The organism is Brevibacillus ruminantium (assembly GCF_023746555.1).
Taxonomy (GTDB): Bacteria; Bacillota; Bacilli; order Brevibacillales; family Brevibacillaceae; genus Brevibacillus; species Brevibacillus ruminantium.
Genome location: NZ_CP098755.1, coordinates 5,060,492 through 5,083,940, shown reverse-complemented (window position 1 = coordinate 5,083,940; position 23,449 = coordinate 5,060,492). Strand labels below are relative to the sequence as shown.

Sequence of the window (23,449 nt, the reverse complement as noted above, 5' to 3'; positions counted from 1 at the left end):
GGTGTCCAGTCTTTTCGCACACTGGCGGTAACAAGTGGGAGCGGGGGGAATGGCATGCGGGAATACCTGCTTTATATCAAAGTGTCAGGCAAAGCAGCACAGGCGCACATCACGCCTTGTTTTCAGGTGGATCAGGCATTTTGGCAGGAAAGAGAAGGAGCGCAGTTGTACGTGATCGGCAAGAGCAGGTCGCTGGCACTCGCTTTTTCCTTGCGGGGAAAACTGAACGAAGCGCTGGGGGAACGGACCTTTACGACGGGGAGTATTGAGCGCTTGCGATCGATGGCTTGTTTGTACGTTCGAGAGGCCAGCCTCTTATATGGCAAGCAGGCGGCAGGAATGGCACCCATTGGGGAGAATTGGTTCTCCTTTGAAACGGTTGGTGAGCCGGGAGTCATCTCGGAAGCTGATGATTCGAAATGGGGCAGGTCTGCTGGATCGGCGGAAGCTGTCTTCTCAGCATGGGACGAGTTGGTGGATCTGAAAGGGGAGAGTGAAAAGCTGTTGAGCCTTTTGGGCGGAAGAGCCCTGTTGCAGGAAGAGATATCCGTTTTTCTCGCAAAAAAAGGTTGGGTGTCGACGTTTCCTGAGCAAGCCCTGCAGTGGATTGTGCTTTCGGGAAAAGCAGAGCGCAGGCCTGGAATTGAATGGCGGGTCAGAAAGGGCTGGCTGAGACATCGACTGGAATTTCAGTGCGGCAGATGCGGTTCCAAACAGTCGATCCATCTGACGCGTTGCCATACGTGCAGTCAGGGCTGCGCGTACTGTACCGAGTGTTTGGAGATGGGCCGAAGCAAATGCTGCACCCCGTATTATTGTGTTCCGGCTCAGCATGGTGGGATTGGACGCTCCGAGGCAGCTTATCTCGCTTGGCAGGGGCAGTATTCGCCTATGCAAAAGCTCGCCGCAGAGAAAGCGCGGCAGTTCGTGGCATCGGGGAGGCCAGGACATACCGAGTTTCTGCTCTGGGCTGTGTGCGGTGCAGGGAAAACAGAGCTGTTGTTTCCGTCCGTCGCTGAAACCTTGCGTTCAGGTGGCCGCGTTCTGATCGCCACGCCGCGAAAGGATGTGGTGCTTGAGCTTGCTCCGCGTATCGCCAAGGTATTTCCGGCTGCACAGGTGATCGCAGTTCACGGGTCCAGTGCAGAAAAGTGGGAGGATAGCGATATTACCATTGCAACGACTCATCAGGTCATGCGCTATTATCAGCGGTTTCCACTGGTAGTGCTTGACGAAGTAGATGCGTTTCCCTATCACAACAACCCCGTCCTCTACCATGTGGTATCGCGGGCCGTACAACTTGGCGGCAAAACACTCTATCTGAGCGCGACACCCCCGCGCTATCTGCAAAAGCGGCTTGTTCCCAAAAGCCGATCGGTGAGGAAGTGGCCCTTCTTTTTGAAAAAGAGAGAGCATTCTCCTTCAAAGGGCGCCAGCTCGGAACGCAGCTCGCATACTCATGTCCTTTTGCCCGGCAGATACCACGGTTCTCCGCTCCCAGTCCCTCAGGTCTGCACGGTGAACGGATTGCATCAGCGATTGGTATCCGGCCGCTCTGTTATCGAACTGCTCGACCCGTTAAACGCTTCATTGTCGCAAGGGCGTCAGGTATTTGTCTTTGTCCCTCGCGTCGACCAGGTTCCGCTGATGCTTCAGTATTTGCAAAAGCGCTTGCCAGATTATGCCGAGTTCATGGCTGGCGTCCATGCTGCTGATGAAGAGCGGGAAGAAAAGGTTCGGCAATTTCGTGCCAAAAAGCTGCTTGTGATGGTGACGACCACGATCCTAGAGCGAGGAGTGACCATCCCGCGTAGTGATGTGATCGTGATCGGGACAGAGGCTCCGGTCTTTGATGAGGCTTCTCTGGTGCAGATAGCAGGGAGGGTCGGCAGGTCCGCAGACTCCCCGCATGGCACGGTCCTCTTTCTCGAAGCCTATCGTACAGGTGCGTCCAGAGCAGCGATCCGTCAAATCAATCGAATGAATCGGTTGGCAGCCAGTTCCGAGCAGGAAGGAGAGACGTTATGAACGGAAATTCCTGCTTGAGCTGCGGAGGGATCATATCAGTCAAAAACAGAGAGGAGCGGGTACGGTTCTGGAGTCGTGCTCTTGCCCGCCCGGCCGTGTATCCGCGTATGTATCGTTTGATGGAACGCCTTGCCTTGTGCAGCCATTGCCTGGAGGAGTGGCCGGTGATCGGTGACAGGATCTGCTGCGGTTGCGGAAAAGACTTAGATAGAGATGTGGCTCGATTGTTCCGAAAAGAACGTGGTGGCCCGCAATTATACGAGGCCGTTGGTGCAGGAGGACAAACGAATGCGAAGACAAACCTGCCACCCGGGACAGATTCACTCTGCCAGGATTGTAAAGTCTTGCGAGAAAAGGAGACGGTTCCCTCAGTTCTTCTCAGCAACAGAGGGTTGCTTCATTATGAGAAGCAGGGCAAGGCTATGCTAAGTAGGTTTAAATACCGGGGAGACGAGCGGCTGGCCGCTTTTTTTGCGACGTTGTTGGCGATTGGGTACTATCGAAGTTATGCGGATCGATCTTTTTGGTGCTTGTCAGAGGTACCACTGCATCAAAGCCGGCTGACAGAGCGGGGATTTAATCAAATGGAGCTGGTGGCAAAAGAATTGTCTGGAATCATTGGAGTTCCGTACGTACCGCTGCTGGTTCGCGCGAAAGAGACAACCAAGCTGAGTCAGCAGCGAGGGAGAAAGGAGCGGGAGAACAGCATGAGCGGGGCGTTTTCATTGATACATCCGGGCAGTAGGTCAGGTCGTGATACCTGCGCCATTTTGCTCATCGATGATATTTATACAACGGGCTCCACCTTGCGTGCCTGCGCTGCATCTATCCGGGAAGGACTGGGTACAGGGCATCACGTATATGGGCTTACTTGTTATCGGTAACAGGCAGGTAGCCTTTATTATCTATCGCGAGCGGACAGGCCTGATAGACTTTTCATCTGTTTTTTGAACGTTCGTTATTTTTTCTTGTACATTCGCCATTTTTCGATATGATGGTAATACATCCATTTTTTTCTCAATGTTGACTCGGATCGGATAAAGGAGTTGTCTTTATGTCCCTGGGCAAACTTTCCAATTGCACGAGGTGCGACGCTCTGTTTGTACAAACTGTACGTGATATTTGTCCCAAATGCCATCAGGCTGTGGAAAAGGAGTACGAGGAATGCGCCCGGTATTTGCGGAAGCGCGAAAATCGGGGAGCGAACATTTATCAGGTAAGTGAAGCGACGGGCGTCAGCGTCAAGCAGATTACCAAGTTTATAAAAGAAGGACGGATTTCCGTAGAGGGAAGTCCCAGTCTCGGCTATCCTTGTGAAAGCTGCGGCACCCTGATTCGCAGCGGGAACCTCTGTGAGTCATGCGTTCGCAGTCTGCAGCACGATATTACGCAGCAGAGCGATCTGGATCGTCGACTGGAAGAGGAAAGACGCGAGAGACAAGCCCAGGCTGCTTATAAGAGAAGGACGAAAACGGGCGAATAAACCCTCCCTCACTTTGCGAATCAAGCTCGAAATGATTCGCTCCTCTGATGAGGGCCAACTCTTTTTCACAGAAAAAACCTAATCGAACGGAAGGAATTTGCCGATGATACTACTAAGAGCTAGTATCGTCGGCTTTTTTCATGAAGCTTGATCGGTTTGAGAGGGTGGGTAACAGATGCGAATAAATGAACCGAATCGCACCGGGATGATCAACTCATACAATCAATCAAATAAGGCCCAGTCGGCCAAAGGACGCACGCCGATGGGCAAGGATGAGGTCAACATCTCGAGTGAAGCGCTGGAGATGCTCAAACAAGTGGAAGACCCGCAGTCGCCTGCTCGGAGAGAAAAAGTAAGCAGTCTGAAACAACAAGTGGAAGAGGGAACCTACAAAGTTCCCAGCGAGAAGATTGCTGAAAAGTTCCTGGCGTTTTGGCGTAAACGATAGGGCTGGGGGTTAGCGCCGTCTCGGCGGTTAGCCCTCGTTTTGTTTTGCTGCACGAGTCGAACCGGGCCGCAGCAGCTGAGAAATTTTTGTATCACTTTACGTAAGCGGGGGAGCATCATGGTGAAATGGAGCCATCTCTACGAGCTGCTCGACAACTTGATCCAACTGCATAAGGCATTGCTTTCGCTGTCCCATCAAAAGAAGGACGCTTTGGTCCAAGGAGATGTGGACCAGCTGTTGGCGGTGACCACCAAGGAAAAGAAGCTGATCAAAGCCGTAGATGCGGCTGAAAACGCGCGTCTGTCACTCGTCACGCAGATTTTTGCAGAGCAAGGCATGAAGCGGGAAAACGGTACCTTGGCAGACCTGATCAAGCTGACGACCAGCCCGGAAGAGAAAACCCGTCTGATGAACGCCCGGGAAGAACTGACGCAAATCGTCAGCGAGCTTCGCCAGCAAAACGAAGTGAATCAGCAGCTTCTGGAGCAATCCTTGTCTTTTGTGAATATGACGCTGGATCTGGTCACCGATACGCCGGAAGACGATTTCTTTTACGGTAGATCACCCAGATCGGATGGGTATCGCAGTCATACACGGACTTTTTTTAATACAAAGGCATAACGAAAAATTGGGAAAGGGGTGCCATGATGCGCTCTACTTTTCACGGATTAGAGGTAAGCAAACGCGGATTGTTCGCACAACAATCTGCTCTGAATACGACAGGCCATAATATTTCCAACGCGAATACAGAGGGATATACACGTCAACGAGCAAACATGCAGGCAACGACCGGAATTCCGTACCCAGGCTTGCACGCCAATGTGGAGCCGGGCTTACTTGGAACCGGTGTGAATGTCGTCAGCTTGCAAAGGCTGCGGGAAGATTTCCTGGATGTGCAGTATCGTAATGAATACAAGCGCCAAGGATATTGGGATGGTCGACTGGAAACCTTGGAAAAGCTTGAAGGAATTATGAATGAACCGTCTGAAACCGGGCTGCAGAAGGTTATGGATCAGATGTGGCAATCTTGGCAGGATCTCGCCAAGGATCCAACAAACACCTCTGCTCGTGCGGTGGTAAGAGAGCGCTCGAAGGCGTTTGCGGATACCTTGATGAGCACGTACAACCATCTGGAAGAAGTACAGCGTGATCTCGATAATGTCATCGGTGTAAAAGCGATGGAGATTAACTCGCTTGGTCAGCAAATTGCCAGTCTTAATCGCCAGATTGCCGATGTCGTCCCGCATGGCTATGTCCCGAATGACTTGTATGATCAACGTGACGTTTTGTTAGACAAGCTGTCCAAGCTGATGGAAATTAAAGTAACACCCGGTGCAAGTGGAACCGTTAACGTTACTTTGGAAGGCCGCGATTTTGTAACAGGTTCCCAATCACAGCCGGTAGCCACTCAGCAAAATGCCAATGGAATGCTTGATCTTACGATTGCAGGTGCTATAGTTGTTCCTACGACTGGTTATATGGCTGGTGTATACGAATCAAGAAATCAAATTGTCCCAAACCTAAAGCATCGTCTGGATGTATTGGCTGTTAACCTTACAAAAGAAATCAACGATCTCCACAGACAGGGTGTAAGTCTTAATGATATGAAGAATGGCACTGTCCAAGACTTGCCATTCTTCGTAGATACAACGACACCGGTTGGAGGAAAAGATTATCCAAAAGGAGCCGGAACGATATCCATACACCCAGATATTTTGGCAAGTTTGGACGCAATTGCGGCTGCACAGCCTGAAGCAGGAGGAAACTCCGCCGGCAATAACCAAAATGCGCTCGCGATTGCTGCCATTAAATTTAAGGTGCTTCAACCTGGCCCTGGACCAATGGACTTAAAAGAGAGTTCATCTTTAGACGATTATTATCGCTACACCATTGGTCAACTTGGAATTGACGCCCAAGAAGCACAGCGAAACCAACAAAACGCCGAGATGATTGTAGGCACTATCGACAGTCAGAGACAATCCGTATCTGGCGTGTCACTTGATGATGAAATGGCAGAGTTGGTGAAATACCAACATGCTTATAGTGCTTCAGCCCGGATGATGACCAGTATCGATGAGATTTTGGACAAAGTGATAAATGGTATGGGGCGGGTAGGCTTGTAATACCGTTGTAAAACACGGGAAGAGGTGAATCAAACATGGCCTTGCGTGTCACGCAAAATATGCTAAATAACAACATGTTGCGAAATTTGCACAAATCGATGCTGAATATGGATAAGATGCAGCAGCAGCTAGCATCTGGGGTGAAAATTAATCGACCGTCTGATGATCCGGTTGTGGCAACGAGAGGAATGTTTTATCGTTCTTCTTTGATGGAAAATGAGCAGTATAAGAGAAATGTGAACGAGGCACTATCCTGGATGGATTTAACAGACAAAACGCTCGATGAAGTAGGAAATGTTTTGAAGCGTATCAGCGAGTTACTTGTTTACTCAGGTAATGGGGCTGCTTCACCAGACGATTTGAAGACGATGGGTGCTGAAATTGAGGAATTACGGAATCATTTAGGTACACTTGCTAACCAGACGATCAACGGCAAGTATATTTTTGCTGGTACGCAGACAGATAAGGCACCATATGATCCGACAGTAAACGGGGGAAAAGGAGACTTTGTCAATACAAACAGCTCTGAAGTGCAACTGGAGCTAAGTCAAAATGTGTTTGCAGCAGCGAATATAAACGCCCAGAAGATCTTTAATTTCCCGAATAATGCAGGCAACATGTTCAAAGTACTTGACAATATCATTGGTGAATTGAGCGGCGGTCGGACAGCTTCTCAGTTTGAAGATGATATTGCCAGTCAATTTGATAATCTTCTTGCAGAACGGGCGACATTAGGAGCTAGGGTCAATAGAATCCAGTTAATTGAAGAAAGATTGAATGTCCAGGAAGTAAATGTGAAGGAACTAATGTCGAACAACGAAGATGCGGATATGGCGCAAGTTATCACGAACCTGAAAACCCAAGAAGGTGTCCACCGTGCAGCGTTGGGTGCAGGCGCTCGCATTATTCAGCCATCTTTACTGGACTTCTTGCGTTAACCTTAAAGCGGAAGGGGAAATTAACCGTATGCAGCTTCCGCACATTCGCATGCAGAGCGGTTTTGTTCAGCTTGGTTTGAACATTCGTAAGCCTGTTCAGGAAATCGAGCAACCAAAGGCGGAGTTAAACCTTCGTCAGGAGGCGGCTGTTCTCAACATACAGCAAGGAAAACTCGAGCTATCGATCGACGCAAGTCAAGCACGCAGTAATATTGGTCTCATGACTAGCATGCAGTTTAGTGATAGTAACGCTTCTTTTGGACGATCACAATTGATGGAAGCGATCGAACAGATCAGCTACGAAGGCGATGCGATGATGCGCATCGAATCGGGAGCAAACGTGATTGCCGATCTGGCAATGGATCGCGGAATCCTGCTCAGAAATGGCTTTACGCCCCCAGCGGCTTCCTACGATGAAGGGGTGGACGTAGATATCAAACAGAAGCCTGTTGTTATAAATGTAGAGCGCGGAGGTATGCGGATGGACCCGGTAATCAAAGCGCCCGTTCATAAATATACTCCGGGAAAGGTCGAACCCTACATACTGAAATGGCCATATCTACATCTTGAGGCAATCGGTATTTTTGTAGATCGAAGCATATAAGCGAGGGACCGCGATGAATGCAAATCAACAGGTAGAATTGGGTAAACTGTTTTTTGAAGACGGAATTCCAGGGTTTGGTGAACTGCAATTTTTCCTGTTAAAGCAGGAGGAAGAAAGTCCGTTCTTTTTAATTCAGTCGGCTGAAGAAAAAGAAGTAGGTTTTTGGGTCATCAATCCGTTTGTCTTTTTTCCTGAGTACGAGTTTTCTCTGACAGATGCAGCGAAGTCGGCCTTGCACATAGATGAGGATACGTCTATTGCTGTATTTACCATTATTACGATGAGAGAAAAGCAAGTAACCGTCAATTTGAAAGCACCTATCGTTGTTAATCTAATCAAACGGATGGCCAGACAGGTGATTTTGCAGGATGACCGTTATTCCATTCGCCAGCCGTTGCTTGAAAATGAAGCGGCCGTGACAGAGTAGGTGGTGAGCTGATGCTCGTGCTATCCCGGAAGAAAAATGAATCGATCATGATCGGAGACTCTATCGAAATCAAAGTGATCGCAGTAGAAGGCGATACAGTACGTCTGGGGATAGAGGCTCCTAGAAACGTAGAGGTTTATCGTAAGGAAATCTACGAAGCGATACAAGAAGAAAATAAAATAGCGATTCAGCATCAAACGGATTGGGCGGAAATGAAAGAAGTACTCAAAAAGGCCCGAAAATCTAGTGATGATCAATAAGCAAAGGATGGTCGATTCGACTATCCTTTTTTATATGCTTCTTGAAGAAAAAAAGAAAAAAGTGCTAAAGGAACTAATCTCTGATTCCGATAATGTAAATGTAGGGAAAAGATTGCAAGCGCGCGATTGCGATCTCACCCATTATAATTGCAACAGTCACAGGGACGTGACTGTCGAAAATCAAGGAGGAAATAGGCATGATTATTAACCACAATATTTCTGCAATGAACACCCATCGTCAACTGGGCGTAAACACTGGCTCTTTGGCGAAAAACGTTGAGAAGCTCTCTTCTGGCTACCGTATCAACCGTGCTGCTGACGACGCTGCTGGTCTTTCTATCTCCGAGCGTATGCGCGCACAAATCCGCGGTATGGAACAAGCTTCCCGCAACTCTCAAGATGGTATCTCCCTGATCCAAACTGCTGAGGGTGCTCTGCAAACTGTAAACAACATGCTGGTTCGCATCAAGGAAATCGCTACACAGTCTGCAAACGGTACCTATGGTGACGATGCTGACCGTGCTCGTCTGCAAGAAGAGCTGGCTGAGTTGACAAAGGAAATCAATAACATCAAAGATAACACCACATTCAACGGAATTCACCTGCTCAACGGAAATAGCAGCAAAGACATCACGCTGCAAATCGGTGAAGCTGCAGGTCAAGTTCTGACTCTGACTGTTTCTAGCTTTAACCTGAGCTCTGTGGCTCAAGCTGTTAGTGGCTGGAATATCGGAAGCCAAACTGGAGCATCTGCTGTATTGGCTGCGATCGAAGAGCAAATCAATAATGTAAGTAAAGCTCGTTCCTATCTGGGGGCTAACCAAAACCGCCTGGAAAACACCATTAACAACCTGAACATCACTTCTGAAAACCTGACTGCTGCTGAGTCCCGTATCCGCGACGTAGATATGGCGAAAGAGCAAATGCAGTTCACGAAGAACAACATCCTGACCCAGGCTTCTCAAGCTATGCTGGCTCAGGCTAACCAATTGCCACAAGGCGTATTGCAGTTGCTCCGTTAATTAACAAGATAAAGGCATGGACTACTGACCAAACAGTAGTCCATGTTTTTTTATTCCAGAAAATCTCATTAAGTAGTTTGTCTATGAATGACGATATATAAAATATAAGAACCTTTCGATGGGGGCAAAATAAAATGCGGCTTGTAGTGTCTGGACAGGAGTATTACTTTGAGGGTAAGAATTTTGAAGCTTCTCAGATTATGGAGAAGGTAGTTGAAATATCCCGATTAGAAAATCTGGTATATAGCCATATGAGGATAGATGGTGTTGATGTTTATGAAAATGTTGAGCAATTTATTGAGGATCATGCTCAAACAATTGAACTGGTAGAAGCTATATTTATTACAATTTCCGAGTTGATAAACGACATTTTAATCTCTACAGGACAGTATAGTGAGCGGGCTATACCTGAACTTCAAGAGCTTTTTGAGGAGTGTTATAAAGGTCCTGACAAGGATACTTGGGTAAAATTTGGACAATTAGTGGAAGGCATTCAATGGTTGCAACAAACTGGGGTATTCATAAAGGAAAATAGGGAGAGCGTTAATGATTGTCAAATTCAGGAGGAAATTTTTAATTTTGCAAATGAAGTAGTTCTCTTAGAAGAGGCAGTGGAACAACAAGATTTTATCCTTTTAGGTGACATTATTCAGTATGAGATATTACCCAAATTTCAACTGATAGGTAATCATTTGAAAAATATCACATCCTATGAGGTAGTCAAACATGATTTTAATTGAAAATGTTATCTTCTTAAAAAATAAATTTCCCTTTACTTGGGATTTGGTTAAAGCAGAAGAGGAAAAAGGGATTTCGGATGAAGTAAGGGTAGAATCTACTCGGACAGGGATGAAGACACTCTCTATTCAAACAGTGAAGGGTGCAAACTATTTGCACAGTAAATACGACCCCGTTTCTGAGGCTGAGAAAATTATAGAGAATTATTCTGATGTAGGGGAATATCAGCATGTGTTTTTTTACGGGATCGGGTTGGGATACCATATTGATAAGTTTTTAGAGAAATACCCCAACATTCCGTTTACCTTGTACGAGCCGGATATGAACATTTTCCAGACACTTCTATCGAATAAAAAATTGGAAGACTGGAGTTCTAAATCATTGATGAATATCTATGCTGGGCATACTCCTGAATTAATCTCAAAAAACCTAACACATTTTATTAATGCAGTTAAAGAAAAGGTTATGTTGTTCATTCTCCCAGGGTACGAACGTATTTTTACAGATTTAACACGAAAGTTTGTGTCGGAGTTTCGCGATGTTGTATATGCTAAAGCTTCATACATTTACGCAAACGTAGTTTTTTCAAAGCGACAGCCGATAAATAGTATTGTCAATGTAACCACTACTTTTAAAACACCTAACATTATTCATGAGAAACCTGAGAGTTTTCAAGGGAAACCGGCAATATTAGTTGCAGCGGGCCCATCGCTTGATTTTGAATATGAAAACCTTCGATATATTAAAGAAAATGGTTTAGCCTATATTTTCTCAGTAGGTTCAGCCATTAACTCGTTAATTGAGAACGGAATTTATCCAGATGCAGCTTGTACATATGACGGAAGTGAGAGAAACCATCTCGTATTCTCTAAAGTAGTGGAAAGAGGTATTACTGATATTCCGCTTATATACGGGAGCATGGTAGGTTATGAAACAGTCGAAAAATATCCTGGACCAATGATGCATTTTCTGGTTGGAGGAGATTACTTTTCGAACTTCATTTTAAAAAGCAACAACAACTTACCAATTGATTATGTGTTGCCAGCAAAATCTATTGCGATTATTACGCTCCAATTATTACATAAACTCGGATGCAGTCCGATTATTTTAGCTGGGCAGAACTTAGCCTATCTGAAGGAGCGGACCTATGCGCAAGGAATGACATTTACTAATGAAATTACGGAAGCACAAAAGACACAAGCGATACTCGTGAAGGATGTAGAAGGTAACGATGTTTACACGAATAGGGGTTTAGATGGTTTTAGAAAGGAAATGGAGGACCGTATTAAAAAGTTATCAGATGTGGTGGTAATCAATACAACGCGAGGTGGCGCTCATATTGAAGGGACAAAATTTGAACCTCTGACAAAAGTTATTGATGAGCGACTGCAAAATCGGGTCGTTGATCAGAAGTGGTTAACTAAATTTGACTATCAATATAATCAAGAATACTTATGCAATAAAATTCAAGAACTACTATTTGAACAAAAAGAATTTACTCGCATATCCAATTTATTTTATCGTTTGTTCCATGAAATGGAGCACTATATGGAATCATACAACAGTAAAAATCTTGGGAAGTGCTTCAATAAATTTGACAAGTTATTTGATAAACTTCAAGATAACAAATTCTACCGATTATTGCTGCAACCGATGAACCAACTCTTATTCGAAAATATCTTGAAACTAATGGGGGAAATCCGCTTTAAGCAAGATGAGTACTCTAAGGCAAAAAATATTATTGCTCATTTTACGAACTTTTTAAAGCATTGTGAATCAGATATGAATACAATCAAACCTTTGATCGAAAAAATAGATGAGAAAGTTTTAGAATGGAATAGAGGGTCTGAGATCGAAACACCGCAATGATTTTACAAATATTTATATAATGATAAAACAGGTGATCCTATGAATGAATTCATTATTGGAGACAGAAAGATTGGACTTTCACATCCTCCTTTCGTAATTGCTGAAATTGGTATTAATCATGAGGGTAGTTTTGAGAAAGCCATACAAATGATAGATGATGCTGCGGCTGTAGGATGTGAGTGTGTCAAATTTCAGACTCATGTTGTAAATGACGAAATGATTCCAAATAACGTTATTCCAGGGAATGCAAAAGAATCGATTTGGGATATTATGAGTCGATGTGCTTTAACAAAAGAAGAAGAAAGAGAACTGAAACAATATACAGAAGCGAAAGGGATGCTATTTCTCAGTACCCCATTTTCTAGAGCAGCAGCGGTGCAATTGGAAGAATTGGGTGTCCTCGCGTATAAAATTGGTTCCGGAGAGTGTAATAATTATCCTCTCGTAGAGCATATCGCTCGTTACCGAAAGCCAGTTATTTTAAGCACAGGTATGAATAACCTGGATAGTATTAGAAAATCTGTAGCTATTCTTCGAAAATATAACACTCCTTTTGCTCTCATGCATTGTACCAGTATCTATCCTACGCCATATGACAAGGTTCGGCTAGGAGCATTGGAGGAGCTTGCTCAGGAATTCCCCGATGCAGTTCTAGGATTGTCTGATCACTCATTGTCTAACTATCCTGGCTTTGGTGCGGTGGCTCTAGGAGCAAGGATACTTGAACGTCATTTTACTTCCGATAAAAGTTGGCCTGGTCCTGATATTCCCATTTCAATGAACCCTACAGAGTTAAAAGAGTTAATTGAGGGGAGCAAAGCAATTTTCCAAGCTCTTGGTGGCGGAAAAACCATTTTAAAGGAAGAACAGCCGACAATAGATTTCGCGTATGCTTGTGTAGTTGCCATTCGTGATATCGAAGCAGGAGAAGAGCTTTCAATGGAAAATATTTGGGTGAAAAGGCCGGGTACGGGAGAAATAAAAGCGGAGCATTTTAACGGCCTTTTAGGGAAAAAAGCACTATCTCCGATTAAACGAGACGAGCAACTTCGGTGGGAGAATATAGATGAGTAAAAAAATTTTATTTCTAACAGGCACTCGGGCAGATTTTGGTAAGTTAAAGCCATTAATACGTGCTGTTGATGGATCTCCCTTATTTGAATGTGCAATTTTTGTTACGGGAATGCACACGCTTTCCCGTTATGGAAACACGGTGGAAGAAGTATATAAAGCTGGTTTTAAAAATATCCATACGTTTCGAAACCAAATCCATGGAGAGCCCATGGATTTGGTTTTAGCCAACACAATTGGCGGACTTTCAAGATTTATACATGAAGACAGACCTGATTTGATTGTTGTACATGGGGATCGGATTGAGGCCTTGGCGGGAGCTATTGTTGGTTCTTTAAACAATATTTTAGTTGCGCACATTGAAGGAGGAGAATTGTCGGGAACCATAGATGAATCAATCCGACACTCTGTGTCGAAGTTGTCTCACATACATTTTGTAGCTAATAATCAAGCAGCAGCTAGGTTAGAACAATTAGGCGAGAAGGCCAATCATATTTTTATTATTGGTTCTCCTGACATTGATGTTATGCTTTCTGATCAACTACCATCCCTGGCAGAAGTACGAGAACGGTATGATATATATTTCGAAAAGTTCGGAATTGTATTATATCACCCGGTAACTACGGAATTGGATTTTATTCGAGATCACGCCAATCAGTTAGTAAAGGCTTTGATTTCCAGTGGTCAAAATCATGTTGTTATCTACCCAAATAACGATTTGGGGAGTAATGATATTTTAGCTGAATATAAGCTTTTAGAAAATAATCCTCATTTTAGAATCTTTCCTTCATTGCGATTTGAGTATTTTTTAACCTTATTAAAAAATACTGAATACATTATTGGTAATTCCAGTACTGGTATTCATGAGGCTCCAGTATACGGCGTGCCAGCAATTAATATTGGAAGCAGACAGGAGAATAGATTCTTTCATAGTACGATTTACAATGTGTCTAATGAATGCAATGAGATATTGGAAGCTATTAAGGTAGTTTCGCAGATTACAAAAAGGGAGCCGTGCTTTAGTTTTGGCCGCGGAAATAGTACGACCCTATTCATGAATGTGTTGGAGGAAGGGGCAATATGGGAGACATCGAAACAAAAACAGTTTCAGGATTTATTGATAAGGCAATGAAGCCTAGCATTTTAGCAATCATTCCAGCTCGTGGTGGATCGAAAGGAATCTTTCGAAAAAATATTCGGAAGATAGCCGGAAAGCCTCTGATAAGCTATACGATAGAGGCAGCTATTCAATCCCCCCTGATAGATCGCTGCATTGTGAGTACGGAGGATGAAGAGATTAAACAAATTAGTTTAGATTCAGGGGCTGAGGTTATAGATCGACCTTTTGAGCTGGCAACCGATACCGCCTTATCAGAAGATGTAGTTCGTCATGTTTTAGAAGACTGCATCAAGAAAGGGAGGCTACCGGATTTTTTTGTTCTTCTCCAGCCGACTTCTCCTTTACGGTCTGAGAAATATATCACGGATTGCATTGTCATGAGCCTCAAACACAATTCACGATGTACAATCAGCGTGACAGAGGTAGAACACCATCCATACAAGACTTTTTATGAGGAAAACGGCACTCTTACTCCCTTAAAAAATAGACAAAGTTTAAGTAAACCAAGACAACAATTACCACGTGTAGTTCGTCAAAATGGAGCAATTTATTTTATGGAAACTGCCAGTTTTTTAGAGCAGAATACTTTTTTTATAGAACCAGCGCTTCCATTTTATATGGAAAATGAAATAAGTATTGATATAGATTCAGAGAACGATATGCTATTTTGCGAGATATTGATGAACAGTGCAAAGAATGGGAATAGGTAGCAAAGAAAAAGTTAAGTATTTCTCTCAAAAACCCGATAACTATGATAGAAAGTATATCTTAAGGAGGATTATCAATGGACGTCGGTTCAATCCAAGGCTATGGTAAGGTGAAGCCCTATTCCGAAGTAAACCTGCCTAATACTCAGCCTGTAGAAAAAACGCCATTGTCCCCAGATAAACAGCATAGTAAAGGCGAAATTGAATTGGAAATTGCCGGAATAAATAAGTGGTTACAGTCTACGAGTTCACATATCAAATTCACGCTTCACGAAGATTTGAATGAATACTATGTACAGGTTATAAATGATCAAACGAACGAAGTAATCCGGGAGATTCCCTCTAAAAAAGTAATGGATATGGTAGCGAAGATGCACGAGATGATAGGATTGCTAGTTGACGAGAAAAGATAGAAGGGAGAAACATGAATGGCACCGATTCGTTTTACCGGCATGGCTTCTGGCTTAGACACCGAAAAAATGATAAAAGACCTGATGAAGGCACAACGCGAACCAGTCAATCGTTTGGTAAGAAAAAAGCAAACGGATGAGTGGAAGCGCGATACTTATCGCGAGATGAACACCCTTCTTGATGAATTGAGAAAATCAGTAGAAATGATTCGATATTCATCCAACTTTAAAAGAAAAGTTGCCTTTTCGGAAAATGATGGGATTGTTGCTGCAAAAGTTGTGGGTACTCCGCAATATTCGTCCTTTGCTGTCGAGGTGAAGCAGCTGGCAAAAGCAGAGATGCCGGCGGGTGTAGATTTTAAAGTGCAAGGGATTACAGGCAAAGATCAGCAGGCTGACGTCTCTGGAACCTTAATCGTTAACGGAAAAAGTATAACCATCGAGGAATCTGATTCAATTTCAAAGATTATTGAAAAAGTAAATACAACATCAGGTGTGGGCGTTGAGGCAAAATTTGTGGATGGCAAGTTGATTTTTACATCAACGTCTGGTGCTACGTTAACGGGAACAGATAATTTAGACCCCACAAGAGATAAGAATTTCTTTACTGTAGAGTTTCTTGGTGACGGCAGTAAACTAGGTATAACCAGCAGTAAAGATTCTTCTACTCGGTCGGCTGGGAGAGATGCGATCGTTCATATAAACGGAATAGAGCATACGTCAAAAACGAATACTATTTCCTTCGATGGCGTCGATTTTACCCTTAAAGCTTCGAATGAGGGATCTGCGATTAACATCAGCACAAAGACTGATGAAGAATCAATTTTTAACATGATCAAAGGCTTCGTAGACAAGTACAACGAAGTGATCGACAAGATTAATAAAAAGATCTCCGAACCCAAGTATAGAAGTTACAAGCCACTTCTGGACGAAGAAAAAGAAGCATTGCCAGAAAAAACAGCGGACAAAATGGAGGCTATGGCCAAAAGTGGTATTTTGCTGCGCGATCCGATTTTAAAAGGTGCCCTGGACCAGATGCGTTATGCAATCAGCACACCATTAAAAGTCGACGGAGTTAATGAGAGCTTTAACACATTGTCTAAAATCGGCATAGGCGGCCCTCCAAGTGGTAAATATGCGTATCAAGAGAACGGAAAACTGTATATCGATGAAACGAAATTACGTGAATCTATACGTAATAATGGGGATGATGTCCTTAAATTATTTACTAATTTCAGTAAAAGCGACGATGCTGCAACTAAGTTTAGCGAGAGTGGTGTAGCTGAGCGTCTTTATTCCCAACTAACCAAAGCGATGGACAAAGTCACAAAAGAAGCTGGTAGTTCATTATCAACTGTTGACGATAGTGTAATCGGTCGCAACATTAAGAACACGAATAAAGAAATTGACCTATGGGAAGATCGTTTAAAATTGATTGAAGACCGCTATTGGAAGCAGTTTACTGCAATGGAAAAAGCGATGGCCAAGTTCCAATCTCAAGGCAATTGGTTTGCCCAAATGTTTGGCCAACAATAACAGGGAGAGATGCAGATGTTACATAATGCTGCTCAGACCTATCAATCAAATCAGGTAACGACGGCTACTCCTGGCGAATTGACGCTCATGCTGTACAATGGCGCAATCCGATTTATTAAACAAGCAAAAGGTTCTATGGAAGAGAAGGATATTGCAAAGGCACATGAGTTTTGTTTAAAAGTACAAAACATCTTGTACGAGCTTCTTTCCACTCTAAACGGGGAATACCCTATTTCAAAAGAGCTTGAGAAAATGTACGATTACATGCTTCAGCGGATGATTGAAGCCAACATTCGTAAAGACGCTACCATTCTTATGGAAGTGGAGGACTATTTCGTACAGCTTCGAGATACATGGAAAGAAGCCATGGTACTTGCCAAAAAGCATGGGTAAGGAGCAGGTGTATGGTACAGGGGATTGACGTTGCCGTAGAAGCTCTACTCCAGCTAACGATTGAACTGGAGCAAGCCGTAACGAAAAATGATAGTGATCCAGATATGTGGTTGAGTTTGCTAGACAAGCGTGAAGCGATGATCCATGAGGTAGACGGGATGATATCAGTAGGTTGTGTACTCACTGATTCGCATCGCAGAATATTGTCCCAGATCCATGAAATCAATCAAGGATTGTTGCCATTGATGTTAAATCGAAAACAAGAAGTTCAAAAAAAGCTCGCGGATATTCAACGAAGCAAAATATCCATGAATACTTACCACGATACTGGGCCAAATGCTTACGGAGCTTTCTTTGATTCCAAAAAGTAAAAGAACTCTATCCTCTCTGACCAGTTCAGTGGAGAGATAGAGTTTTTTCGATAAACAGTTATAAAACATCTGAGGAGAAATAGTATTGAAAGATATATCCATCATGTACCATTATGTTCAGATCCCTGGGTTGAAGGGGATTTTTCCATTTGACCCCAAAGAATTCGAGCTTCAAATCGAGTGGGCAACCAAACATTACGATATTGTAGCTCCTGATGACCTTAATAAGCCAAGGGGGAAAAAGCCTTATTGTGTGTTGACGTTTGATGACGCTACAAAAGACCAGTATGAAATTGCATTTCCGATCCTTCAAAAGAAAGGGATTCCTGCGTACTTTACAGTCATGTCAGGTCCGCTTTTGGAGCGCCGCGTTCCCGTATTCCACTTAATTCATACAGTGTTATCTTTTTTCACAGACGAAGAAATATGGAGAGAGCTTACTGCAAGGTTTGATGTAAAGGCCGTACCAGAACGAAGTCATTATTATTCATATGAGTCTTCTCCCTTTAGAAGGTATAATAAATACGCTCTGAACTTTCATTTAACTGAACAGCAAAGCAGGTCATTCCTGGAGGAAAAAGCCCTTTCCGTTTTTCACTCATTTGAGAATTTTATTAACAGCTACTACATTAATGAGCGTGAATTCATTAAGATGTGCCAAGCTGGCATGACACTTGGAGTACATGCTGCTCATCATCGGCCTTTTACAGGAGACGCGAAAGCTTTCTATGATAGCGAGATCGAGCCGTGCCGTAAATTTATGGCTGACAGGCTCGGCGTAGATGCCAAGTGGTACACCCCGGCATTTGGAGGCGGCACGCAGGCAGAGCGTATGATGAAAGAACTTGGGGAAGTATTAAGGGATCATGGGTTCAAAGGGGCCTTTACGACAAAGTCAGGATTCAATAACGGGCTGGATTCTTTTTGGTTACACCGATATGATTGTATCTCGCTACCTCCGAGGAGTGAAGTGCCATGGAAGTAAGGGTATTTCGCCGTAACGAAACGGATTTGTTGCAATCAGCTATTCAATCTTTGGGCAAAAAATCATGTACTCAGCAGGGATAAGCATTGCTGAATTACATGTTTTATGAAAATCCCGTGGGCCGGAGGGTTTTTGGAGAGCATCACTATGGTTTCCTCGGAGCTTGGAATGAAGGGGAATCAATTGGCCTCTTAGGGTTGGCCTTTGATCTAAACGTAAAAGGGGTTCAGTTGAAGTCATTCCGAATCGCGCGATAGACCGGATTGTTCCTGTTGGACAGGCGCTGAACTTTAGTTCGGTTTGGGATGGGTATTCATTTTTCCTTTACTTAACCAGGGAAGTAACAATTATATAATCACAACGAACTAATAACTCTACTCTTCAACCACACCAACCATGGACTTTTTGAAGAGATAGAGTTTTTTTATGAAAACGCACAATCACCCCCCCACCACCGTATACACTGTCAAGAGAAAACAAGCGCTACAGAGGTGAGCAGTCCATGGCCCATGTCCTCTTTCGTGTGGATGCCTCTGGGTAGGCGTCGCTGGGTAAGTACTAGTACATTTCAATAAAATCAGTTCGGTACATCCCTCTTCCCAGGCAGCTCGCACAGCTTCATCCAACTCCGCCAAAGAGGCTATTCCAGTTGAAATGCTCAACGGTTTTCCTGTTCGGGCCACTCTGCGGATCAATGGAACATCGGCATTTTAGAGGGGGACGTCCAGACTCTCCAAAAAATCTACCGCAGAACTATCAAAGGGCGAACTGAAACCAATCATCCCCAACTCCCGGCAGCGTTCAAATATCGGCTGGTGCCATGACCACGGGGTTGCGGCTTCTTGGTACAATTCGTACAAGGATTTTCCTTTCCACAAACTCTGCTGATTCTGAATCAGAAACTCTCCCTGCTTCGGCACGGAAGGCAGTCGATTACGGAAGAAGACATTGCGATGGTTACGGAAACCCTGCGTTCCCCAAATTTTGACACAGGGACCGAAAATTCAGGAGTTTGAAGAAAAGGTGGCGCAAATGGTTGGGGCCCGCTATGCCGTAGCCTTTACAAACGGCACGGCAGCTTTGCATGCGCCGGGATGTCGTAATCGCCTTGGAAAAGGTGCTGCGGACGTATGCTCTTGTGTAAACTCCCTAAGTGATTCTGTCGATAAAGAAAGATAGAGCAAAGCACGTGTCTATCCTTTGGGGAGTGAAGTCCAATGAGAGTAAATATAACCGCAACGTCAAGTTCCTTGCAACCAGGTGTGGTTGGTCCCATAACTGAAAGTCCGGGAGATTCTCCCCAAGCAGGGGCGACTGTCACTACAGCCGGCTCAAAGGGTCAACCCGATGCAGCCAGCATGTTGCGCGGTTTGGGGATGGAACCCACTCCGGAGATGAAGCAGTCCGCCAAAATCCTTTTGGATAGCGGCGTTTCTCTGAATAAAAAAGCAGTGCAGGATTTAAAAGAGTTCATGGGAAAAGCTCTCGGAAGCATGGAACAAAAGCTGGAGACAGTCCAGGCTTTGGCTGATAAAAAAATTGAGGTTACTGCGGGGCATCTGCGAGCGGTCCATGAAGCTCTGCACGGCCAGCCTTTGAGCGGCGCGCTGAACGATCTGGCACAGGCTGGAGAGACGGGACTGGAGAGTGCGGAAGCTAGTACAAACAAGCTTATGGGTAAAAGCAGCGACTTGGAAAAGACGATGAAGACTATCCGGGAGAGGCTTGCCAGCAACCCGAGAATACCGCCACAGGTAGCTGAGAAGCTGAGCAAAGTGTTATATGAAGCTGCCGCGCTCCAGCAAACTGGTAAGGAAGGGGAAGCTCGTCAGTTGATGATTCATGTGATCCAACAACTGGCTGTGTTAGAAAATTCAAGCCTCTCCACGATGCCCTTGCCAGCAACCGGGGCGGCAGCGGTTTCCCAGGGCAGGGCGAGTGAAGCGGTTAATGCAGGGGGCCTGAGTCAACTTTTTTCAAAACTGAAAGTGTTGTCGCAGCAAGGAGCCTCCTTGGAGGAACTATTGAATCAATATCAGGACCAGCTTCGCAGGCAGCCTCAGTTGAATGGTAAAGCAGCCTCTCGGGTAGAGCAGGCGCTTGAGCAAGCTGTCACCTTGCAACAGATGGGGTGGGAACAGGTCGGACGTGAGCAAATACTCAAACTGCTTGATCAAGCAGCGGGTGATCTGGTTGGGGAACCAACCAACTCGGCAGAAGCAGCGCAGTCGATCCCTTCAAGCGGTGTTGCCTACGAGGATCAGGCAGGGATGAGTCTTGCTCCCTTTTTGACGTCTAAAGAACTGGTCGTCACTCAGTTCACACAGAGGATGAATGAGGCGGCGGCCCAGTTCCAATCTGCCAAGAGAGAGATTGTGAAATATATCAGCAATGTCATCCAGGTGGCAGAAATAAACAGGACTCAGAGTCAGGCAGCAGTTAAGCCGCTGCTGGAGTCGACCATTGACTTGCTGGACAAAGCGATTCTAAAGAGTGAAATGATGATGCTGACTGATATGGAAACAGAAAAAGAGCTGATCAGGGCAAGCGGGGATTTAGCTGAGGCGAAAAGGTTGTTAGCCAGAGGAGAACATGTACAGGCTTTAACTGTGCTCAAAGAGGTCAAGGGAAAGCTGGATGCGATGAACTGGAGGCCGTCCGATGTTCGGATACAGCACTTTGCGACCGGACAAAGCCTGTTTGCAGACAAGATTCCAGCGGCCCAGGTTTTTTCCCAGGTAGCAGAAACAGCGCAGCATTTTCAGAGCCACCCGCCTTCTGCACGAAACATGTTTGAGTTTATAAGAGCGCTTGGATTAAATTATGAAAGTGATCTGGCAGATTCCCATAAACATCAGCAGCAACGAGGGCGTGAAGAGAATCCTCATAACTTAAAAACAGCACTGCTCCAGCTCGCCAAAGCAGGGGAGAGAACGCTTGCGAACGGCAAAGTAAGTCTGGCGGCTGAGCAAGTCCTCCAAAACTTAACCGGGCAACAATTGCTAAGTAAGCCAGAAGCCGGGAATCAACCGCAGAACATGTTTATGCAATTGCCCTTGTTGCTTGAAAACGGGCTGGAGAACGTAAAAATGTATGTCCAATCAAAGAACGAAGGTCAAAAAGTGGATTGGGAAAATTGCAGCCTTTATTTTCTAATTGAAACCAAGAAAATGGGACAGACAGGCATCCATATCCAAGCAGTTGAGCGTAATTTGTCTATCACCATCAAAAATGACCAGCCCCAGTTTAAACAGCAAGTGGAGTCGCTTGTCACAAGATGCAAGGATAGTCTGGCAGAGATTGGTTACAATGTGATAGGAGTCACATTTACCCAATTTACCGAACAGAAAAAAGAAGAGACGGAAGCAGGAAGACCGAGTCCTGTTCTAGGGGGGGCCGCTACTTCCCAAGAGGCTGTCTCGGCTGCGAAAGGGCTGGATCTAAAAATATGATCCGTAAATCTTTTAATCAAAAACAGAGGCAAGCGTTAAACGGCCCTATGGCAGCTGTCATCCGCTATGACCAGGAGAGGGATTACATACCGACAGTTACCGCACAGGGGAGAGGTCATCTTGCTGAAAAGATTATGGAGATGGCAAGACAAAATGACATCCCTCTTCAGGAAGATTCTTTGCTTGTAAGAAATTTGATCGATATGGATCTTGGAGAAAATATCCCGCCACAGTTGTACTCGGTCGTCGCTGAAATCCTTCTGTTGATAGAGGAAATGGAAAAGCTGAAGGGAAGATCGTGACGGCTCAGTTTCTGTCATAGATTTTGAGGAAAGGTACGGATCGAGATGGAAGTAAACAAGATCGGACAGTTATCCGTGGAACAGAGAAAGGCCAAACATGATGTGCCGGCAGATCGTGTTGTTTTTTCCGAACTAATGAACAAAGGAAGGAATCAGCTAAATGCTGAACGCCTTCAAAAATTGGTTGTCGACATTGAGGAGCAAGGGAAAATCCTTGCAGACTCACGCACTGTCGGAGATTTGAGGAAGTTTAAATCACTGGTCAAGAGCTTGCTTGATGATGCTGTCAAAAACGGTCTGAAGTTGGAAGAACAGCAAGGCTTTAATCGAAGAGGCCGCTCCCGAGTGTTTAAAGTTGTCAAGGAAGTAGACCAGAAGTTGTTGGAATTAACAGATGCGGTTCTGAAAAATCAGGAGCCGGGTCTTCGTATTCTTGAACGTGTCGGGGAGATTAAGGGTTTGGTATTGAATATATTTGTATAGAAGCTCCTTTTCTAATAGAAGTGGAGGGCATCTGAGAAGCCGTTTGCTCAGGGGGATTTTTTTATGCCTATGAAAGGCCAGACATTCAAGAAATATTCGGTAGAGTTTAAGCTTAAGGCAGTAAAGATGTATGTAGAGGATGGCATGGGCTATAATCGGGTGACACAAGAACTGAATCTTAGCAGCAGCTCTTACATCCGCCGGTGGGTAAAAAATTTCCGGGAGTATGGACTGGAAGGTCTGGAAGAACGGCGTGGACATAGAAAAATCAGCCCAGGTCAACATGCAGAAGATGAGGTTGGCAAGTAGAACCATGTTAGACACATAACGTGCCTACATAAACGACCGCAGGCTGCCCGTTCAGGCAGCCTGTTTCGTCTGTCGAAAATCACAAGTCATACATTTTTCCCAAAGCCGGAGTAAGCTTCTGGCAGCCTTGCCTACACGCTGACATCAATCACATTGCCCGCGGTCGGGTGAGGTGCGGCTTGCGCGGCCTGCTGTACGCCTTGCTGAGCCTGGACAAAGTCCTGCAGCATGACAGTAGCGCTGGCAGTCTGTGTAGCCTGCACCATCTTCATCATGCTGAGACTGACGGTGTGCTGGAGCTGGCTGAGCTGTGCTCCCATGATGGAGTTTAGGTCCATAGAAGTTCCCCTCCTTTTTCTACAACGGTCCC

Annotated in this window: 27 protein-coding genes and 1 pseudogene; 26 read left to right on the top strand and 2 right to left on the bottom strand. The window is 44.9% G+C overall.

The features are described 5' to 3' along the window. Nucleotides 1-54 precede the first annotated feature (54 nt). The 21 genes from NDK47_RS25045 to NDK47_RS24945 all read left to right on the top strand — a co-directional run bounded on the left by NDK47_RS25045 (nt 55) and on the right by NDK47_RS24945 (nt 18,533). A complete protein-coding gene (locus NDK47_RS25045; RefSeq protein ID WP_251872428.1) occupies nt 55-2,028 on the top strand; it encodes an ATP-dependent helicase ComFA in 1,974 nt (657 codons plus the stop codon). Next, nucleotides 2,025-2,912: a ComF family protein gene (locus NDK47_RS25040; protein ID WP_251872427.1), complete on the top strand. Its 888-nt coding sequence runs from the start codon at nt 2,025-2,027 to the stop codon at nt 2,910-2,912. Before NDK47_RS25045 ends, NDK47_RS25040 begins: the two co-directional genes overlap by 4 nt. Before the next feature lie 170 nt (nt 2,913-3,082). Continuing rightward, nucleotides 3,083-3,511: a TIGR03826 family flagellar region protein gene (locus tag NDK47_RS25035; protein WP_251872426.1), complete on the top strand. Its 429-nt coding sequence runs from the start codon at nt 3,083-3,085 to the stop codon at nt 3,509-3,511. A gap of 175 nt (nt 3,512-3,686) precedes the next feature. Further along, nucleotides 3,687-3,959: a flagellar biosynthesis anti-sigma factor FlgM gene (gene flgM / locus NDK47_RS25030; RefSeq protein ID WP_251872425.1), complete on the top strand. Its 273-nt coding sequence runs from the start codon at nt 3,687-3,689 to the stop codon at nt 3,957-3,959. Between the two features lie 117 nt (nt 3,960-4,076). After that, nucleotides 4,077-4,580, top strand: coding sequence for a flagellar protein FlgN (locus NDK47_RS25025; RefSeq protein ID WP_251872424.1), 504 nt, complete (start codon nt 4,077-4,079; stop codon nt 4,578-4,580). A 26-nt stretch (nt 4,581-4,606) separates the two neighbouring features. Continuing rightward, nucleotides 4,607-6,082 carry a flagellar hook-associated protein FlgK gene (gene flgK / locus NDK47_RS25020; RefSeq protein WP_251876370.1) on the top strand — a complete coding sequence of 492 codons (1,476 nt, stop codon included), beginning with the start codon at nt 4,607-4,609 and terminating at the stop codon, nt 6,080-6,082. 35 nt (nt 6,083-6,117) lie between these two features. Beyond that, on the top strand, nt 6,118-7,020 hold the full coding sequence (gene flgL, locus NDK47_RS25015; RefSeq protein ID WP_251872423.1) for a flagellar hook-associated protein FlgL: 903 nt from the start codon (nt 6,118-6,120) through the stop codon (nt 7,018-7,020). Then, nucleotides 6,959-7,624 (top strand): DUF6470 family protein, encoded by a 666-nt coding sequence (locus tag NDK47_RS25010; RefSeq protein ID WP_322112080.1) that lies wholly within the window; start codon nt 6,959-6,961, stop codon nt 7,622-7,624. The genes flgL and NDK47_RS25010 overlap by 62 nt, the downstream gene beginning before the upstream one ends. 13 nt (nt 7,625-7,637) lie before the next feature. Continuing rightward, nucleotides 7,638-8,051, top strand: coding sequence for a flagellar assembly protein FliW (gene fliW / locus NDK47_RS25005; protein ID WP_251872421.1), 414 nt, complete (start codon nt 7,638-7,640; stop codon nt 8,049-8,051). A gap of 11 nt (nt 8,052-8,062) precedes the next feature. Further along, nucleotides 8,063-8,311 (top strand): carbon storage regulator CsrA, encoded by a 249-nt coding sequence (csrA, locus tag NDK47_RS25000; protein WP_251872420.1) that lies wholly within the window; start codon nt 8,063-8,065, stop codon nt 8,309-8,311. A 197-nt stretch (nt 8,312-8,508) separates the two neighbouring features. Continuing rightward, complete coding sequence (locus NDK47_RS24995; protein WP_251872419.1) at nt 8,509-9,333, top strand: flagellin N-terminal helical domain-containing protein; 825 nt, start codon at nt 8,509-8,511, stop codon at nt 9,331-9,333. 134 nt (nt 9,334-9,467) lie between these two features. Beyond that, nucleotides 9,468-10,073 carry a DUF8042 domain-containing protein gene (locus NDK47_RS24990; protein WP_251872418.1) on the top strand — a complete coding sequence of 202 codons (606 nt, stop codon included), beginning with the start codon at nt 9,468-9,470 and terminating at the stop codon, nt 10,071-10,073. Then, on the top strand, nt 10,060-11,940 hold the full coding sequence (locus NDK47_RS24985) for a motility associated factor glycosyltransferase family protein (RefSeq protein WP_251872417.1): 1,881 nt from the start codon (nt 10,060-10,062) through the stop codon (nt 11,938-11,940). The genes NDK47_RS24990 and NDK47_RS24985 overlap by 14 nt, the downstream gene beginning before the upstream one ends. 39 nt (nt 11,941-11,979) lie before the next feature. Then, nucleotides 11,980-13,014 (top strand): N-acetylneuraminate synthase family protein, encoded by a 1,035-nt coding sequence (locus NDK47_RS24980; protein ID WP_251872416.1) that lies wholly within the window; start codon nt 11,980-11,982, stop codon nt 13,012-13,014. Next, complete coding sequence (gene neuC, locus NDK47_RS24975) at nt 13,007-14,143, top strand: UDP-N-acetylglucosamine 2-epimerase (RefSeq protein ID WP_251872415.1); 1,137 nt, start codon at nt 13,007-13,009, stop codon at nt 14,141-14,143. Before NDK47_RS24980 ends, neuC begins: the two co-directional genes overlap by 8 nt. Further along, entirely contained in the window at nt 14,092-14,841 is a 750-nt protein-coding gene (locus NDK47_RS24970; RefSeq protein ID WP_251872414.1) for an acylneuraminate cytidylyltransferase family protein, read from the top strand. Before neuC ends, NDK47_RS24970 begins: the two co-directional genes overlap by 52 nt. A gap of 74 nt (nt 14,842-14,915) precedes the next feature. Beyond that, complete coding sequence (gene flaG, locus NDK47_RS24965) at nt 14,916-15,251, top strand: flagellar protein FlaG (RefSeq protein WP_251872413.1); 336 nt, start codon at nt 14,916-14,918, stop codon at nt 15,249-15,251. A 15-nt stretch (nt 15,252-15,266) separates the two neighbouring features. Continuing rightward, on the top strand, nt 15,267-16,784 hold the full coding sequence (gene fliD, locus NDK47_RS24960) for a flagellar filament capping protein FliD (RefSeq protein WP_251872412.1): 1,518 nt from the start codon (nt 15,267-15,269) through the stop codon (nt 16,782-16,784). A 15-nt stretch (nt 16,785-16,799) separates the two neighbouring features. Continuing rightward, nucleotides 16,800-17,177 (top strand): flagellar export chaperone FliS, encoded by a 378-nt coding sequence (gene fliS, locus NDK47_RS24955; protein ID WP_251872411.1) that lies wholly within the window; start codon nt 16,800-16,802, stop codon nt 17,175-17,177. An 11-nt stretch (nt 17,178-17,188) separates the two neighbouring features. Further along, entirely contained in the window at nt 17,189-17,548 is a 360-nt protein-coding gene (locus NDK47_RS24950) for a flagellar protein FliT (RefSeq protein WP_251872410.1), read from the top strand. Nucleotides 17,549-17,633: 85 nt separating this feature from the next. Then, nucleotides 17,634-18,533 (top strand): polysaccharide deacetylase family protein, encoded by a 900-nt coding sequence (locus tag NDK47_RS24945; protein ID WP_251872409.1) that lies wholly within the window; start codon nt 17,634-17,636, stop codon nt 18,531-18,533. Nucleotides 18,534-19,072: 539 nt separating this feature from the next. On the opposite strand, the pseudogene NDK47_RS24940 reads toward NDK47_RS24945, so the two are convergent. Next, a pseudogene (locus NDK47_RS24940) lies at nt 19,073-19,510 on the bottom strand (N-acetylneuraminate synthase family protein); the annotation flags it as partial. 46 nt (nt 19,511-19,556) lie between these two features. Between NDK47_RS24940 and NDK47_RS27910 the strand changes: the two are divergent. The 5 genes from NDK47_RS27910 to NDK47_RS24920 all read left to right on the top strand — a co-directional run bounded on the left by NDK47_RS27910 (nt 19,557) and on the right by NDK47_RS24920 (nt 23,079). Further along, complete coding sequence (locus NDK47_RS27910; RefSeq protein ID WP_407653351.1) at nt 19,557-19,712, top strand: hypothetical protein; 156 nt, start codon at nt 19,557-19,559, stop codon at nt 19,710-19,712. 38 nt (nt 19,713-19,750) lie between these two features. Then, nucleotides 19,751-21,985, top strand: a complete 2,235-nt coding sequence (locus NDK47_RS24935; protein WP_251872408.1) for a hypothetical protein — start codon at nt 19,751-19,753, stop codon at nt 21,983-21,985. Then, nucleotides 21,982-22,287, top strand: a complete 306-nt coding sequence (locus NDK47_RS24930; RefSeq protein WP_251872407.1) for an EscU/YscU/HrcU family type III secretion system export apparatus switch protein — start codon at nt 21,982-21,984, stop codon at nt 22,285-22,287. Before NDK47_RS24935 ends, NDK47_RS24930 begins: the two co-directional genes overlap by 4 nt. Before the next feature lie 45 nt (nt 22,288-22,332). Beyond that, on the top strand, nt 22,333-22,770 hold the full coding sequence (locus NDK47_RS24925; RefSeq protein WP_251872406.1) for a YaaR family protein: 438 nt from the start codon (nt 22,333-22,335) through the stop codon (nt 22,768-22,770). Between the two features lie 63 nt (nt 22,771-22,833). Further along, complete coding sequence (locus NDK47_RS24920; RefSeq protein WP_251872405.1) at nt 22,834-23,079, top strand: transposase; 246 nt, start codon at nt 22,834-22,836, stop codon at nt 23,077-23,079. A 131-nt stretch (nt 23,080-23,210) separates the two neighbouring features. Here NDK47_RS24920 and NDK47_RS24915 read toward each other — a convergent pair whose 3' ends face one another. Then, complete coding sequence (locus NDK47_RS24915; RefSeq protein WP_251872404.1) at nt 23,211-23,417, bottom strand: polyribonucleotide nucleotidyltransferase; 207 nt, start codon at nt 23,415-23,417, stop codon at nt 23,211-23,213. Between the last annotated feature and the right edge of the window lie 32 nt (nt 23,418-23,449).

Excerpts from the sequence above, each read along its gene's own strand:
- NDK47_RS25045 (WP_251872428.1), top strand. The coding sequence starts at position 55 with ATGCGGGAATACCTGCTTTATATCAAAGTGTCAGGCAAAGCAGCACAG.
- NDK47_RS25040 (WP_251872427.1), top strand. The coding sequence starts at position 2,025 with ATGAACGGAAATTCCTGCTTGAGCTGCGGAGGGATCATATCAGTCAAA.
- NDK47_RS25035 (WP_251872426.1), top strand. The coding sequence starts at position 3,083 with ATGTCCCTGGGCAAACTTTCCAATTGCACGAGGTGCGACGCTCTGTTT.
- flgM (WP_251872425.1), top strand. The coding sequence starts at position 3,687 with ATGCGAATAAATGAACCGAATCGCACCGGGATGATCAACTCATACAAT.
- NDK47_RS25025 (WP_251872424.1), top strand. The coding sequence starts at position 4,077 with ATGGTGAAATGGAGCCATCTCTACGAGCTGCTCGACAACTTGATCCAA.
- flgK (WP_251876370.1), top strand. The coding sequence starts at position 4,607 with ATGCGCTCTACTTTTCACGGATTAGAGGTAAGCAAACGCGGATTGTTC.
- flgL (WP_251872423.1), top strand. The coding sequence starts at position 6,118 with ATGGCCTTGCGTGTCACGCAAAATATGCTAAATAACAACATGTTGCGA.
- fliW (WP_251872421.1), top strand. The coding sequence starts at position 7,638 with ATGAATGCAAATCAACAGGTAGAATTGGGTAAACTGTTTTTTGAAGAC.
- csrA (WP_251872420.1), top strand. The coding sequence starts at position 8,063 with ATGCTCGTGCTATCCCGGAAGAAAAATGAATCGATCATGATCGGAGAC.
- NDK47_RS24995 (WP_251872419.1), top strand. The coding sequence starts at position 8,509 with ATGATTATTAACCACAATATTTCTGCAATGAACACCCATCGTCAACTG.
- NDK47_RS24990 (WP_251872418.1), top strand. The coding sequence starts at position 9,468 with ATGCGGCTTGTAGTGTCTGGACAGGAGTATTACTTTGAGGGTAAGAAT.
- NDK47_RS24985 (WP_251872417.1), top strand. The coding sequence starts at position 10,060 with ATGATTTTAATTGAAAATGTTATCTTCTTAAAAAATAAATTTCCCTTT.
- NDK47_RS24980 (WP_251872416.1), top strand. The coding sequence starts at position 11,980 with ATGAATGAATTCATTATTGGAGACAGAAAGATTGGACTTTCACATCCT.
- neuC (WP_251872415.1), top strand. The coding sequence starts at position 13,007 with ATGAGTAAAAAAATTTTATTTCTAACAGGCACTCGGGCAGATTTTGGT.
- NDK47_RS24970 (WP_251872414.1), top strand. The coding sequence starts at position 14,092 with ATGGGAGACATCGAAACAAAAACAGTTTCAGGATTTATTGATAAGGCA.
- flaG (WP_251872413.1), top strand. The coding sequence starts at position 14,916 with ATGGACGTCGGTTCAATCCAAGGCTATGGTAAGGTGAAGCCCTATTCC.
- fliD (WP_251872412.1), top strand. The coding sequence starts at position 15,267 with ATGGCACCGATTCGTTTTACCGGCATGGCTTCTGGCTTAGACACCGAA.
- fliS (WP_251872411.1), top strand. The coding sequence starts at position 16,800 with ATGTTACATAATGCTGCTCAGACCTATCAATCAAATCAGGTAACGACG.
- NDK47_RS24950 (WP_251872410.1), top strand. The coding sequence starts at position 17,189 with ATGGTACAGGGGATTGACGTTGCCGTAGAAGCTCTACTCCAGCTAACG.
- NDK47_RS24935 (WP_251872408.1), top strand. The coding sequence starts at position 19,751 with ATGAGAGTAAATATAACCGCAACGTCAAGTTCCTTGCAACCAGGTGTG.
- NDK47_RS24930 (WP_251872407.1), top strand. The coding sequence starts at position 21,982 with ATGATCCGTAAATCTTTTAATCAAAAACAGAGGCAAGCGTTAAACGGC.
- NDK47_RS24925 (WP_251872406.1), top strand. The coding sequence starts at position 22,333 with ATGGAAGTAAACAAGATCGGACAGTTATCCGTGGAACAGAGAAAGGCC.
- NDK47_RS24920 (WP_251872405.1), top strand. The coding sequence starts at position 22,834 with ATGCCTATGAAAGGCCAGACATTCAAGAAATATTCGGTAGAGTTTAAG.
- NDK47_RS24915 (WP_251872404.1), bottom strand. The coding sequence starts at position 23,417 with ATGGACCTAAACTCCATCATGGGAGCACAGCTCAGCCAGCTCCAGCAC.